At 49.4% G+C, this 12,928-nt stretch carries 13 protein-coding genes; 8 read left to right on the top strand and 5 right to left on the bottom strand.

Annotated features, from left to right (window positions below; all coding sequences use genetic code 11):
* Positions 1-34: 34 nt before the first annotated feature.
* Entirely contained in the window at positions 35-1,204 is a 1,170-nt protein-coding gene (locus ABD836_RS06045) for an alpha/beta hydrolase (protein ID WP_344933413.1), read from the bottom strand.
* A gap of 219 nt (positions 1,205-1,423) precedes the next feature.
* Between ABD836_RS06045 and ABD836_RS06040 the strand changes: the two genes are divergently transcribed.
* Positions 1,424-1,876, top strand: coding sequence for a MarR family winged helix-turn-helix transcriptional regulator (locus ABD836_RS06040; protein WP_344933411.1), 453 nt, complete (start codon positions 1,424-1,426; stop codon positions 1,874-1,876).
* Positions 1,877-1,893: 17 nt separating this feature from the next.
* Here the strand turns inward: ABD836_RS06040 and ABD836_RS06035 are convergent, their stop codons facing one another.
* Positions 1,894-2,460, bottom strand: coding sequence for a VOC family protein (locus tag ABD836_RS06035; protein ID WP_344933409.1), 567 nt, complete (start codon positions 2,458-2,460; stop codon positions 1,894-1,896).
* Positions 2,461-2,618: 158 nt separating this feature from the next.
* Here ABD836_RS06035 and ABD836_RS06030 point away from each other — a divergent pair, with 158 nt between their 5' ends.
* The 4 genes from ABD836_RS06030 (at position 2,619) to ppk2 (ending at position 6,363) form a co-directional block, all read left to right on the top strand.
* Positions 2,619-3,830: an acyl-CoA dehydrogenase family protein gene (locus tag ABD836_RS06030; RefSeq protein WP_344933407.1), complete on the top strand. Its 1,212-nt coding sequence runs from the start codon at positions 2,619-2,621 to the stop codon at positions 3,828-3,830.
* On the top strand, positions 3,830-4,864 hold the full coding sequence (locus ABD836_RS06025) for a phosphotransferase family protein (RefSeq protein ID WP_344933405.1): 1,035 nt from the start codon (positions 3,830-3,832) through the stop codon (positions 4,862-4,864). The genes ABD836_RS06030 and ABD836_RS06025 overlap by 1 nt, the downstream gene beginning before the upstream one ends.
* A complete protein-coding gene (locus ABD836_RS06020) occupies positions 4,855-5,244 on the top strand; it encodes a DUF6285 domain-containing protein (RefSeq protein WP_344933403.1) in 390 nt (129 codons plus the stop codon). The genes ABD836_RS06025 and ABD836_RS06020 overlap by 10 nt, the downstream gene beginning before the upstream one ends.
* Before the next feature lie 198 nt (positions 5,245-5,442).
* A complete protein-coding gene (gene ppk2 / locus ABD836_RS06015) occupies positions 5,443-6,363 on the top strand; it encodes a polyphosphate kinase 2 (RefSeq protein WP_344933400.1) in 921 nt (306 codons plus the stop codon).
* A 125-nt stretch (positions 6,364-6,488) separates the two neighbouring features.
* On the opposite strand, the gene ABD836_RS06010 is transcribed toward ppk2, so the two are convergent.
* The 3 genes from ABD836_RS06010 to ABD836_RS06000 form a co-directional block, all read right to left on the bottom strand.
* Entirely contained in the window at positions 6,489-6,701 is a 213-nt protein-coding gene (locus ABD836_RS06010; RefSeq protein WP_344933397.1) for a DUF948 domain-containing protein, read from the bottom strand.
* An 11-nt stretch (positions 6,702-6,712) separates the two neighbouring features.
* Entirely contained in the window at positions 6,713-7,873 is a 1,161-nt protein-coding gene (locus ABD836_RS06005) for a Na/Pi symporter (RefSeq protein WP_344933394.1), read from the bottom strand.
* A gap of 133 nt (positions 7,874-8,006) precedes the next feature.
* The gene (locus tag ABD836_RS06000) at positions 8,007-9,026 is read right to left on the bottom strand and encodes an AraC family transcriptional regulator (protein ID WP_344933391.1); all 1,020 of its coding nucleotides are present in this window, start codon (positions 9,024-9,026) and stop codon (positions 8,007-8,009) included.
* A 320-nt stretch (positions 9,027-9,346) separates the two neighbouring features.
* Between ABD836_RS06000 and ABD836_RS05995 the strand changes: the two genes are divergently transcribed.
* Genes ABD836_RS05995 through ABD836_RS05985 form a run of 3 tightly spaced genes read left to right on the top strand, consistent with a single transcriptional unit; the run spans position 9,347 to position 12,893 of the window.
* Positions 9,347-10,513, top strand: a complete 1,167-nt coding sequence (locus tag ABD836_RS05995) for an acyl-CoA dehydrogenase family protein (protein WP_344933388.1) — start codon at positions 9,347-9,349, stop codon at positions 10,511-10,513.
* 52 nt (positions 10,514-10,565) lie between these two features.
* On the top strand, positions 10,566-11,744 hold the full coding sequence (locus ABD836_RS05990) for an acyl-CoA dehydrogenase family protein (RefSeq protein WP_344933384.1): 1,179 nt from the start codon (positions 10,566-10,568) through the stop codon (positions 11,742-11,744).
* Positions 11,745-11,765: 21 nt separating this feature from the next.
* Positions 11,766-12,893, top strand: coding sequence for an acyl-CoA dehydrogenase family protein (locus tag ABD836_RS05985; RefSeq protein WP_344933381.1), 1,128 nt, complete (start codon positions 11,766-11,768; stop codon positions 12,891-12,893).
* Positions 12,894-12,928 lie beyond the last annotated feature (35 nt).

Raw genomic sequence — 12,928 nt, 5'->3', positions numbered from 1 at the left:
CTACTCGCGGTGAGCGTTTAAGGCGGCGACTTTCTTACACCAGCCCCTTGCGCTCAAGCCAGTTGGTGCAAAGGCTTATCGCTTCATCGAGCTGTTCCGCTTGACCAAAGTAATAGTGCGTTGCGCCTTTGATCTCGTGGATCTCTTTGTCTTGGTGGCCAATGGCGTTAAATAGGCGCCAGGTATGGCTTGGGGTGCAGGCATCATCGGCGCTATTGCCAATGACCAGTGCTGGCACTGTAATGGTTTCTGCACACTTTAGGCCGTCGGCATTGGTGTCGTCGTAACTCCACTGCGATAGCCAACTACGAAGCGTACAGAAACGGGCGAGGCCCACAGGGCCGTTGTTCACAACCTCGGGGTCGCCTAAATAGCACCATCGCGGTTTACGGTCGTTGGCGTCAATGGTGGGGTCTAACCAGCGCGGGTCGGCCATGGTGCCGTGTACCACAAAGGCGAATTCGTCATTGGGGCGGCCGCCGGTTTTTAGCTCGGCAAGCTTGTTTTTGACCCATTGGGTGATTTTACGGTTGCGGGCAATTTGCGCTGCGCGGTAACGTGTTAAAAAATCTTCGCTATACGGTGCTTGGTTGGGATTGCTTGGATTATATAAATCTAGTTCTGGGTCGCGCAGGTTTGGGTTTTGTTCGTCGAGTATTGACGCGTCAATCCACTCAGTGAGGGTGTGGCTGCGGCTAATGTGCGCGGCCAATAGCATAATACCGTCAGCGGGGATTAAGTCTTGCACTGTTAAGTCGACCACGTCACCCGCGGGGGTATGGGTAATGGTCGGATTTTCTGCTTGGCTTTGGTAAAACATCGACAGCGATCCACCGCCGCTCCAGCCCGCTAAAATGACTTTGTCGAAGCCAAATTTTTCTTTGGCATGGCGTATGCAATTGCCAAGATCAATGGCGACTTTTTCCATGATCAACGCTGTATCGTTGCCGGGGTAGCGGCTCTGGCAATAAATTACTGGGTAGCCGGCTTTGGCCAACGTCGTAATCATCGGCAGGTATTCGCCGCCGCCAACGGGGTGCATAAACACAATGACATTATTCGTTTTTGGTTCTGCTGGCCGTAGTAAATGCGACTTTAACGCGCCGAAATCCATTGGCCCGCCGTAGGTTTCTTTGAACGGGCTTTTGTCTTGGTAAAAGATGAGATAGGGAATGCGCTCGTAAGCTTTATTTTTATTGGTCATGGCAATACTCACTGTAAGGCGATAATAAAAACTAGGAGCAGTAGAGCAATTCCCTTATAATATGTCAATTATCTTTACTAAATTTAAAGGCTTTTCGGCGAGTAATTTCTGCCGATTGGCTGTTGTTTTATGCGCTTAAACGAACAGACCGTGCGCGGAGTTCAGTTTAAAAATGACATTACACGCTCGGTTATACTGAGTATTTATATGGGCGATTGAATGAAAAAAATAGCGGAACACCAAGATTTTCTGATTGGTACCTTAGCTTATGCCTTGTTTTGGATGGACGAGAGTTTGCAAGCAAGCTTGGAGGCTGCCGGTTGGGAACGTATGAACCGAACCAAGTCGATGATTATGATTAGTGTCACGGTGGGTATTAATCGGCCAGCGCATTTAGCGCGCAATCTTGGTGTGAGTCGCCAGGCGATTCATCAGTTATTACAGGGTATGCGCGACGATGGTTTGTTGGAGCTAGTGCCTGATCCTGCTGATCGCCGCGCTAAGATTGTTCAATTTAGTGCCAGCGCCGACAAAATTCGTGGGGATGCAGAAAAAGCGATTATTGGTATTGAGGCGGAACTGGCCAGTCGCATTGGCAAGCCGCAATTAAAACAGCTTAAGCAAACTTTGCACAAAGGCTGGGGGCCGGTTGTTGTGGTTCCGCCAGCGTGATGCGCTGGCGCAATAAATTAACGCGCGCGTTTGTCTAGTGTTGCCGCGCCAAAGGTTTTCTCTTTTATTTCTCGTGTTTTTTTCGTCCACGTCGCCAGTGAGCTGCGCGCCGTGTCGTTTTGGTGTTTCATTAGCTTTTGGTCACTGGCGCGGCATGTGATTTCTACTTGAATGCCATTGGGGTCATACATATACATTGAGTGAACAAAGCCGTGGTCGATGGGGCCGAGGCAGGTCTTGCCCGCGTCATTGATGTGCTTATGCCACGCCAATAAATCTTCCATGGTGTCTGTTTCTAGGGCGATGTGCATATCGAAGCTGTCTTTGCGTTTGAAGTCCTCTGCCTTGGATATGCCTGGTTCATCAAAGAAGGCGAGATAGTTGCCGTCGCCCATTTCGAAAAATATATGCAAAAAATTGCGATTGCGGCCAAGCCCTTCGCCAAAGTCGATGTCTTCTTCAAAGGCGGCGGCGAGTTTTAATCCGAGAATATCTTCGTAAAACCAACGAGTTTGCTCAGCATCGCGACAACGGTAGGCGGCGTGATGAATATTGTGCAATGCGTTCAGTGACGGTTTCACCATGGTCGGGCTACCTTATTTTATTGTCTTTATGATCACAGCAGTGCGATGCTGGGATAGCGATATTTTGCATCATATATAAAGTCAATTAACTTGACAATAAAAAGCGATCTTGTTTGTATTGCTAATAGTGATAAAAATAATAATGAGAGGAGAGCGCAGTGAGTGTGGCCACAGATTGGTTTGAAGTTCGGCAACGCCTTAAAGAGTTTCTGGAAGCGCGTATTTACCCCGCTGAGGCGGTGCTACAAGGCACAGATAAAACCGCCGCCGAGCGTCAGTTGGCGAGTCTTATCGCCGAAGCCAAAGCGGAGGGTTTGTGGGCGCTGGGTCATCCTGTTGAAATTGGCGGTCAGGGCATGCCATTTCTTGAGTATGTTTATATTAACGAGGTCATTGGTCGCTCTGAATACGCACAGCGCGTGTTTGGTACCTACTCACTGCAAGACTCAATAATGCTGCATAAATACGCGTCAGCTAAGCAGCGTGATGAATATCTGTGGCCGCTGGTTGCTGGCGAGATTATTCCAAGTTTTGCCATGACCGAACCGGCACTGTCTAGCTCTGACCCCACTCAGCTGCAGACGCGCGCGGAGCTCGATGGCGACTACTGGCGAATTAACGGCCATAAATGGTTTACCACTGGCGCCGATATCGCGACCTATACCACGATTATGTGCCGCACAGAATTTGATGCTCCCGACCATAGTGCGTTTAGTATGATTTTGGTGCCAACGGATACCGAGGGCTACGATATTCTGCGCGACACGCCATTACTCGGCTTAAATAGCGGGCATTTTGAAGTTAAATATAATGATATTCGGGTGCCCGAAAGCAATATTCTTGGCGGCCGTGGTGAGGGCTTTTTAATTGCCCAACGCCGTTTGGGCCCCGGACGCATATTTCACTGCATGCGCTGGCTGGGTCAAGCTCAGCGTGCCTTTGATTTAATGTGTGATCGTTTGCATGCGCGCAGCGCGTTTGGCTCGTCGCTGGCAGATAAGCAGCTGCTGCAACAACATGTATTTGACAGTCTCGCTGAAATTCAAGCTTGCCGCCAGCTCACTTTGCATGCCGCGCGTTGCATCGATAGCGGCGACGCGGCGCGGGTGGAAATTGGCGCGATTAAAGTGGTGGGTGCACGCATGCTTCACAATGTGGTGGATCGCGCTATTCAGGTTTATGGCGCGGAGGGGCTTACCGACGATACCCCATTAAGCCGCATGTACCGCCATGCGCGCGAAGCGCGCATCTACGACGGCCCAGACGAGGTTCATATTCAATCTGTGGCGCGCCAGGTTTTAAAACGCTATCGCAATGACGGTCCTGGCTGGGATTTCGGCGAGCGCGATGCCGAGTGGGCAGCCAAGTAATGGCTATATCAACAGACTCGCCATTTTCTATAAACAGTGCAGAAGCGCTTATTGCACCGCTACAAAGCCTAATGACCCAAACTTACGGTGAAGCGGTAGCCGTGCATAGTCTGCGGCGAATAACGGCTGGCGCTGCGGCGCAGACCTGGGCATTTGAGGCGTCGTCTGCGCGCGGCGAGACCGAGCTAATACTGCGACGTGGTCAAGATGCCAATCAATTTGGCGGGGCACTAAGTAAAACTGAGGAGGCTGCGGTAATTCGCGCGGCGGTGGCGGCTGGCGTGCCCGCGCCCGCGGTGGTGGTAGAACTGGCAAAAGTGGATGGGCTCGGGGAAGGTTTTATTATGCAGCGTATTTACGGTGAAACGCTGCCCACTAAAATTCTCAGAGACCCGCGTTATGCCGATGCCAGAGCGCGAATGGCAGCGCAGTGCGGCGAGATTTTGGCCGCCATCCATGCCGTGCCAGTAGAATCTGTAGCAGGCTTACTTCGCGCTTCGGCAATCAAGCAAATCAAATTTTATCACCACGCCTATAAATCCTATCAGCAGGTTTTGCCCGTGTTCGACTACGCCTTTCGCTGGCTAGCCGAGCACTGCCCGCAAGCCGTGGGCGAGCGACTGGTGCACGGCGATTTTCGCAATGGCAATTTAATGATTGGCGAAGAGGGTGTGCGCGCCGTGTTGGATTGGGAGCTGGCTCACATCGGCGATCCTATGGAGGATCTTGCGTGGCTGTGCGTGAACTCTTGGCGCTTTGGCAATATTGATAAACCAGTAGGCGGCTTTGGTGAGCGGAGGGACTTGTACGCGGCCTATGCTAATGCGAGTGGTCGTCAAGTTGACGAGTCTGCAGTTAAATTCTGGGAGGTATTTGGCGTGTTGAAATGGGGAGTAATTTGTCTGTATCAATGCGAAATCCACCTTAGTGGGCGCGAGCGCTCTCTGGAGCGCGCGGCAATTGGGCGACGTGTTTCTGAGTGTGAATTAGACATCTTAGATCTTTTGCAAAGTGCGGGTGCATCATGCCGTTAAGCAGTCCCGACGTGGCGGAAATGTGCCAAACCCTAGGTGAGTTTCTTACCGATGAAATTAAACCGCAGATCGCGAGCAGTGAACTGCAATACAAATTAAAAATTGCGCTCAATATGCTCAGCATTATTGCCAGAGAATCTCAGCAAGGGGCGGCATTGGCGACGCTTGAACAGCGTTCATTATCGGCCTACCTTGGAGATGAAACCGGCAACGGCAGTAGTGCCGAAGATTTAAATGCCCAGCTGAGCGAGTATATCGCTAATGCAGATATTGGCACTGAGTCTGTGGGATTGTTGTCCATGTTGGAAGGCATTACGCTAGGTAAAATGGCAATTGATAACCCGCGGTATTCGAGCTATGTACAGCGGCAGAAATCATAATATTGCAACATGCTGTAATCGTTAAGACGGCATTCTTAATGCTGACTAAAGATTAGTCGGAGTTCGATGATAGAGATTACCATAGCCGAGAACTATTTCTGCTAGGCCAAATGTACTGAATACTCAGGCCTTGTATGAAACTGTCATAAAAAATCCATAAACTTGTCGAATCCTTTTTTACTGTGGAACGACACCTATATGAATTTAAACGAGCATATCGTAATGGAGCGAATCAAGGACGATTTGCTGGACAGTTACGACGAGGAGTTAGAATTAGAGTTTGATGATCATTTTGGTGATGGCTTGGCGGCTGGTGATCGTGATGCCCGCGCACTAGAGGAGCGAAGATTAGCCCGCAGAGTTTATTTTAAAGAATTATTTCGCCTGCAAACTGAGTTGGTAAAGCTACAAGATTGGGTTGCCGATAGTGGTCATAAAGTTGTGGTTATTTTTGAGGGCCGCGATGCCGCTGGTAAGGGCGGTGTGATTAAGAGAATTACTCAGCGTCTGAATCCGCGTATCTGCCGGATTGCCGCGCTACCGGCACCCAACGAGCGTGAGCGCACACAATGGTATTTTCAGCGCTATGTGTCGCATTTGCCTGCGGCGGGCGAAATCGTTTTATTTGATCGCAGTTGGTATAACCGTGCAGGTGTAGAGCGGGTTATGGGCTTTTGTAGTGACGATGAGTACCACGAGTTTTTTCAGACTGTACCAGACTTCGAGCGCATGCTAACGCGCTCCGGAATTCAAGTTATTAAATACTGGTTTTCTATTTCTGATGACGAGCAATATTCGCGTTTTTTGAGTCGTGTGCACGATCCGCTAAAACAGTGGAAGCTGAGTCCTATGGACTTGGAATCACGGCGTCGCTGGGAACAATACACCAAAGCCAAGGAAATAATGTTGGCACGTACTCATATAGACGAGGCACCCTGGTGGGTTGTGGAAGCCGTGAATAAGAAGAAAGCACGGTTAAATTGCATAAGCCATTTGCTAAGCCAGATACCTTATCAGGATGTAAGTCGACCGCTAATAGAGCTGCCAGCTCGCGAAAACAATGCCGATTACATCCGCCAACCCGTACCTAAAGATATGTTTATACCCGAGCTGTTCTGAGTAATTTTCGCATTCATTGGCTGATTGTGAAAAATAATATTTGGGCTTGTTTGGATACCCGGCCTAGGCCGGATATCCATGACTTCTATCTTAAACAGGGGTTTATTGGCAGTGCTGTCTTGTGCTTATGACCAGTCGCGCTTAAGTTCATGCCAGAATAGTTTCAAGCTACTTACCTTTGTATCGACGGCATTAATGTATTCGTCGAGGTGATCCAATTTCTTGTGTTGGGCATTTTCAAGTCTTTTGGTTTCGTGTAAATGTTTCTCTAATTCATCTATAGATTGACGAAGTTCACGGATGCGTTTTTCAGTTTCAATATGTTTGTTTGGGGCCATGGTCGAACTCCTTAAAGCTGTGTTGCGCCAATCATAAGCAGTGGGAGCGCAAAAAATATTCCACCCATATAGGCAACAACATAGAGTTTGTTGCGTTGAGCTAGTACGGCTAACTTGGTGGCAATGGCGGGGGGAATGCCACGTAAAAAGGGCAGCATATAAATAATAACAATCCCGAAGATATTGAAAAACAAATGCACCAGTGCAATTTGCATAGCCAGTATGGCGGTTGGGCCACTTATGGCGGTTGCCGCCAATAACGCCGTTATACATGTGCCAATATTGGTGCCTAGGGTAAAGGGATAAACTTGTTTTAAGCTAAATACCCCTGAACCTGCAAGCGGCACAATCAATGATGTGGTTGTTGATGATGATTGTACAAGTACGGTAATTGCCATGCCTGAAGCCATACCTGATATGGGGCCGCGACCAATACTGCGATGCATAATAACTTTGGCTTTGCCGACCATAACAGTGCGCAATACTTTGCCAATAGCGGATACCACAAACAAAATCATGCCAATGCCAATAACAATGAGTGCCACGCCCATCCATATTTTATTTGGCATCCAACTTACGCTGATTTTGAGTAAATCGGCGGCTGGTGCCAGTATCATTTTCATTACGTTGATACTTTTCATGTCTACGCCAGTATCGCTGGCGACAAATCCCGCCAAGGCTTCTGCGGTGTGTTGAAGCGGACTAAAGGCCAGTTCGAGTGGCAATAATATTGCGACGGCAACAATATTAAATGCATCGTGCACGGTGGCGGCCGAAAAGGCACGTCGGAATTCTTCGCCATTGCGAACGTGTCCGAGGCTGACAATAGTGCTTGTTAGCGATGTGCCTATATTTGCACCCATGATTAAAGGGATTGCAATACTAATAGGCAGGCCGCCTGCGACCATACCAACAATGATTGACGTGACCGTACTTGAACTTTGAATGAGGGCGGTGGCGGTAAGGCCGATCATCAGGCCGATGAAGGGATTGGTGGCAAAAGCAAAGAGCTCTTTTGCATTATTGCCGGTAGCCATTTTAAAGCCGTCGCCGATAGACCCCACGGCGGCAAGCAATAAGTAAATGAGGGTGACGACCAGTATCCAAGACAGCCATTGTGATGTTGCGGATTTTTCTGCATCGGCCGGTAGGCTGGAAGCGTTGGAACTCATGCCTTTTATCCTCGAAATATTGAGGAGTAGATACTATGGCAGTAGTGTGACAAACATGTGTCAATACAATGTTTTAAGGTGTATGGCAGTTGGCATATCATGCCGAGAGCGCAGAGCTACGCAGGGATAGTTTTTAAGGATTTGTCAAAATGTTATTGTAGTGTTTGTCACGGTATTGCTTAGGCGTCATTCCCGTCCATTTTTTAAATGAGCGAATAAATGCGCTGGGTTCCGAAAAGCCCAGTACATAGGAAATGGTCTTAACTTCTTTGTTGTCGTGTAATAAATAGCCAATTGCGGTGTCGCGAATCAATTCGTTTTTAATCAAACGGTAGTCGCAACCCTCTTGCCTGAGTCGGCGGCGTAGGGTTTGTGGGGCAAGGCCCAACGTGTCAGCGAGCTCCTCGTAGCTGGGTAGTCTGGGCAGCGATTTCTTGATAATAAGCCGTATCTGTTCGGTGTAGCTGCTCGCGCGGGTGTTGCTGCGCAAAAACTCATAGGGCACTTTTGCTAGGTATTCTTCAAGTTCTTGGTTGGAGCGTAATACCGGCAGTTTCAGCAGTTTCTCGTCAAAAATGATTTCGCAGTGGGCTTGCTCAAAACGCGTATCGCTAAAGAAAAGGTAGTGGTACTCACCGCTGTGTGCGGGGGTTTGGTAGTTTAGGTTCACGCGCGTTAGCGGGATTGGGCTACCAGTAAGCCAGCATACAAAACGGTGATTCACCATTAGGAGCTGCTCATATACCCAATTGTTAAGTACCACACCGTACTCAGCTTCTATCCTGTAGTGAACGCTGTCACCACGACGTAACAGGGTGAGTCTAAAGCCGTAGTCGAATAAATTATAAAAGCTGACATTACGCTCCAGCGCTTCTTGTAAGTCGCTTGCGGTTTGCATATAGCGCGCAAGAATATTGAAAGTGCCGTATTTTTGCGGGCGTAGATAATGCCCCATGGCTTCGTCGCCGGTGGCCTCAGTTATCCATTTATTGAGCTGCGATAATTGGGTAGGGCTCACGCGCGCTTGGGTGCTGTTGATGGCTTTTGGGTCCACGCCGGCGCGGCGCAGCAGGCTCTCGCAGTAGCTGCTCGAGAGGCCGCAGCCCGTCAGCATATTGCGGATGAAGGCGATGGAGATGGTCCTGTTTTCCATGGGTTTTCGCTATTTAGTTTGGCTGGGGCGGTATATGCGTGCAATTTTGACACTGGCAGGCGGTTCGCCGAGATTAGATTCAGTTTGTAACATAATGTCTATTAGATGTCATTGCTTGTCATTGCCTACCCCGGCAATTAAAGCGACTCTCTACACTCAAAATTTGCTAGTCCTGAATCCTATGAATTCAGTTTGCACCAAACGTTAATATAAAACCGGTGCGCTAGAGGGCTTTGTTACCAATCGCCGTCATTATTTTTGACGCGGACAGTGATATTTGCCAGCAAAAATAACACGCTATTTAAATGGAGTTCAAAATCATGTTGCCGCGTAATTTTACTGAAGAGCAGGTCATGTTTCGCACCGCTTACCGCAAATTTCTTGAGCAGGAAATTGCACCTCATATCGAGGACTGGCGGGAGCAAGGTATTGTCGATCGCGAAGCGTTTCAACGCGCCGGTAAACAAGGCTTTTTGATGATTTGGCCCGATGAACAATACGGCGGTATGGGCGATCGTGATTTTCGTTTTGAGCAAATTATTATTGAAGAGACCAGTCGCGTCTACGCGGGGGATTGGGCTAATACCTTGCATAGCCGTTTGGTTGGTCCGTATATCGACCGCTTTGGCAACGACGAGCAGAAAGCACGGTTTTTGCCGAAGTGCGTGAGTGGCGAGACCATACTGGCCATTGCCATGACCGAGCCTGATGCAGGTTCTGACTTGGCGGGAATGCGCGCCAGTGCCAAAGATAAGGGCGATCATTGGTTGCTCAACGGTACCAAAACTTATATTACCAACGGTATCAATTCTGATGTGGTGATTGTCGCTGCTAAAACTGATCCAGAGAACAATCCCCACGCCGTTGGTTTGTTCTTGGTCGAGCGGGGCATGGAAGGTTTTGAGCGCGGACGTAATTTGAAAAAAATGGGCATGAAGGCTCAGGACACAGCGGAGCTATTTTTCACCGATGTGCGCGTACCTAAAGAAAACGTGCTGGGAGATCCAAGCCACGGTTTTATTTATCTTATGCAGGGCCTTGCTGAAGAGCGTTTGATCGGCGCATGCGGATTTTTGTCGGGTGCGCATAAAGCGTTTGAAGTGACCAGAGAATTTACTCAGCAGCGCAAAGTGTTTGGCAAGCCGCTGTCTAAAATGCAAAACACCGAATTTAAAATGGCCGATCTGCGTACTGAGCTTGATGTGGCGCAGGCTTATGTTGATCAGTGCGTAGCGGCCCATAATCAGGGCGCCTTAACGTCTGAAGACGCGGCGAAAGCCAAGCTATTTACCAGTGAGCTTTTGTGCAAAATGGTTGATGAAGGCGTTCAACTGCACGGCGGAGCCGGCTATATGGATGAATACCCTATTAGCCGCATGTACACCGATGCGCGTATCACCCGCATCTTTGCTGGTAGTTCAGAGATCATGAAACTGATTATTGGTCGTGATTTGTACTCTGATAAATTTACGTCGTTTTTTGAGTAATTGTTTGGTTTTACCACCCAACAATATTAATAACTGCTAAGAGACACACACTATGTACGCTAAATTTAGTGACGCCGAACTGGCCTTTCAAAGTGAAGTGCGCAGCTTTATGCGGGACAACTACACCCCGGAACTCGATGCGCGCATTAATCACCCGGACACGTTTAAAGAAGCCAGTATTGAATGGCAAAAATGCTTAGATCGCCAAGGTTGGGCTGCACACGGCTGGCCAGTAGAGCACGGCGGCCAGCCTTGGACCGCAACGCAGAAGTATATTTATAGCACTGAGCTGGCTGCTGCTGGTGCCCCAGATGTTGTGCCTATGGGCATAAAAATGGTGGCGCCTGTGCTTTACAGCTATGCCTCAGACGAACAAAAACAGCGCTTTTTACCACCAACTAAGGCGTCTGATATTTGGTGGTGTCAGGGCTACTCAGAACCCGGCGCCGGTTCAGATTTGGCCGCCTTGCAAACTAAGGCCGTGCGCGACGGTGATGACTATTTGGTGACCGGTACCAAAATTTGGACAACCTATGCCCAGTATGCCGATTGGATATTTTGCTTGGTACGCACCAGCAATGAAGGCAAGCCGCAGCAGGGTATTAGCTTCCTGTTGATCGACATGAAAAGCCCCGGCGTGACAGTGTCGCCTATTATCTCAATTGATGACGAGCATCACCTCAACGAGGTGAGTTTCGACAATGTGCGGGTTCCTGTGAGTAATCGCATTGGCGAAGAGAATCAAGGTTGGACCTACGCTAAGGCTTTGCTGACCTATGAACGCACCGCACTGTCTGGTGTTGGTTACTGTAAACGCACGCTGGCCACCATTCGCGAAATGGCGGCGCAGAGTCATAATCAATCGCCTTCGCTGCTTAGTTCGCCGGATTTTCAGGCGCGCCTAGCCGATGTTGAAATGGACGTTATGGCGCTGGAATTCTTAGAGCTGCGAGTACTGAGCGCGATAGATAGCGGCTCGGCACCAGGTATGGAATCGTCGCTGTTAAAACTGAAGGGCACGGAAATGCAGCAAGCTGTGCAGAGTCTGCAATGGGACGTGGCCGCGAGTTTTGGCGGTGTGCTACCCGCTGAACACGGCGCTGAAGCCCTTTGGCAAAGCAGCGGCAATATGGCGCGACGCAGCTATATGTTTGGCCGCGCGAGCACTATTTACGGCGGCAGCAATGAAGTGCAGCGCAATATTATCGCCAAATTCGCATTGGGTTTATAAGCTCACGCAGGAGAGTAAGTAATGGATTTTTCGTTAAGTGAAGAACAGCTCATGCTTAAAGACAGCGTGACAAAATTTATGGCCGCTAATTACAGCCCCGAACAGCGCGGCGAGATTATCAAAAAGGCAGATGGTGCTGGCCATTGGGCGAGCTTTGCTGAACTCGGTTGGCTCACGGTGCCGTTTTCTGAGGCGGCGGGCGGCTTTGGCGGCAATATTGTTGATACCTGTGTGTTGATGGAAGAATTTGGCAAGGTATTGGTGGTGGAACCCTACTGGTCGAGTATTGTATTGGCGGGGCAGTTACTTGCCCGGAGCAGCAATGCTGAACTGAGCCAAGCCTTATTGCCTGCAATAATGGCGGGTGAATCCCAAGCTAGCTTTGCGTGGTTAGAAGCCCAGGGCGAGTTCAATTTAAGCCACGTGAGTTCCACTGCCCAGCAAGACGGTGACGACTTCATTCTGAATGGTGAAAAACAGCTGGTATTGAACGCTGCGGCTGATTTTATCCTATTGCCTGCTCGCAGCAGCGGTAGTGTAAATGGCGAACAAGGTATTAGTTTGTTTAAGATTGATGCGCGGCATCCAGCGCTAGCGCGTGAAGAAGTGTCCTTGATGGACGGTCAGCGTGCGGTAAATATCCGCTTTAATGATCTGCGCGTGCCAGCCAGCGACATGTTAACAGCAGAAGGCGAGGCCTATTCGCTGATTGCCGATGTCGTCGAAGAAGCGCTGATCGCACTTTGCGCCGAGGCAGTGGGCGCGATGGAATACTTGTATAAGGCCACCGCGGAATACGCCAATACCCGTAAGCAATTTGGTACGGCAATTGGTAAGTTTCAGGCGCTTCAGCACCGTATGGTCGATATGTTTATGGCCACCGAACTGTGCCGGTCGCTGCTAATTCGCGCGCAGTGCTCGGTATTGGACGACAGCAGTGATCGTCAGAAAGACATCGCGGCGCTTAAATCAATGGTCGGGAAATACGGTCGTAAGGTGGCCGAAGAGGCTGTACAGTTGCATGGCGGTATGGGCGTGAGTAATGAAATGCCCATTGGTCATTATCTGAAACGATTGATGATGATCGACAGCTATTTTGGAAATGCAGCAACGCAGCGTCGCAACTTTTGCGGATTAAGCTACGCTTGATGCGAATGCAGTGCGGGCAACAATAACAATAATTT

It is taken from the genome of Zhongshania borealis, assembly GCF_039539625.1.
GTDB lineage: Bacteria > Pseudomonadota > Gammaproteobacteria > Pseudomonadales > Spongiibacteraceae > Spongiibacter > Spongiibacter borealis.
This window is presented reverse-complemented; position numbering and strand designations above follow the sequence as displayed.

Bases quoted from the DNA above. Each gene is read 5' to 3' on its own strand.
- ABD836_RS06045 (WP_344933413.1), bottom strand. From the start codon at position 1,204: ATGACCAATAAAAATAAAGCTTACGAGCGCATTCCCTATCTCATCTTT.
- ABD836_RS06040 (WP_344933411.1), top strand. From the start codon at position 1,424: ATGAAAAAAATAGCGGAACACCAAGATTTTCTGATTGGTACCTTAGCT.
- ABD836_RS06035 (WP_344933409.1), bottom strand. From the start codon at position 2,460: ATGGTGAAACCGTCACTGAACGCATTGCACAATATTCATCACGCCGCC.
- ABD836_RS06025 (WP_344933405.1), top strand. From the start codon at position 3,830: ATGGCTATATCAACAGACTCGCCATTTTCTATAAACAGTGCAGAAGCG.
- ABD836_RS06020 (WP_344933403.1), top strand. From the start codon at position 4,855: ATGCCGTTAAGCAGTCCCGACGTGGCGGAAATGTGCCAAACCCTAGGT.
- ppk2 (WP_344933400.1), top strand. From the start codon at position 5,443: ATGAATTTAAACGAGCATATCGTAATGGAGCGAATCAAGGACGATTTG.
- ABD836_RS06010 (WP_344933397.1), bottom strand. From the start codon at position 6,701: ATGGCCCCAAACAAACATATTGAAACTGAAAAACGCATCCGTGAACTT.
- ABD836_RS06005 (WP_344933394.1), bottom strand. From the start codon at position 7,873: ATGAGTTCCAACGCTTCCAGCCTACCGGCCGATGCAGAAAAATCCGCA.
- ABD836_RS06000 (WP_344933391.1), bottom strand. From the start codon at position 9,026: ATGGAAAACAGGACCATCTCCATCGCCTTCATCCGCAATATGCTGACG.
- ABD836_RS05995 (WP_344933388.1), top strand. From the start codon at position 9,347: ATGTTGCCGCGTAATTTTACTGAAGAGCAGGTCATGTTTCGCACCGCT.
- ABD836_RS05990 (WP_344933384.1), top strand. From the start codon at position 10,566: ATGTACGCTAAATTTAGTGACGCCGAACTGGCCTTTCAAAGTGAAGTG.
- ABD836_RS05985 (WP_344933381.1), top strand. From the start codon at position 11,766: ATGGATTTTTCGTTAAGTGAAGAACAGCTCATGCTTAAAGACAGCGTG.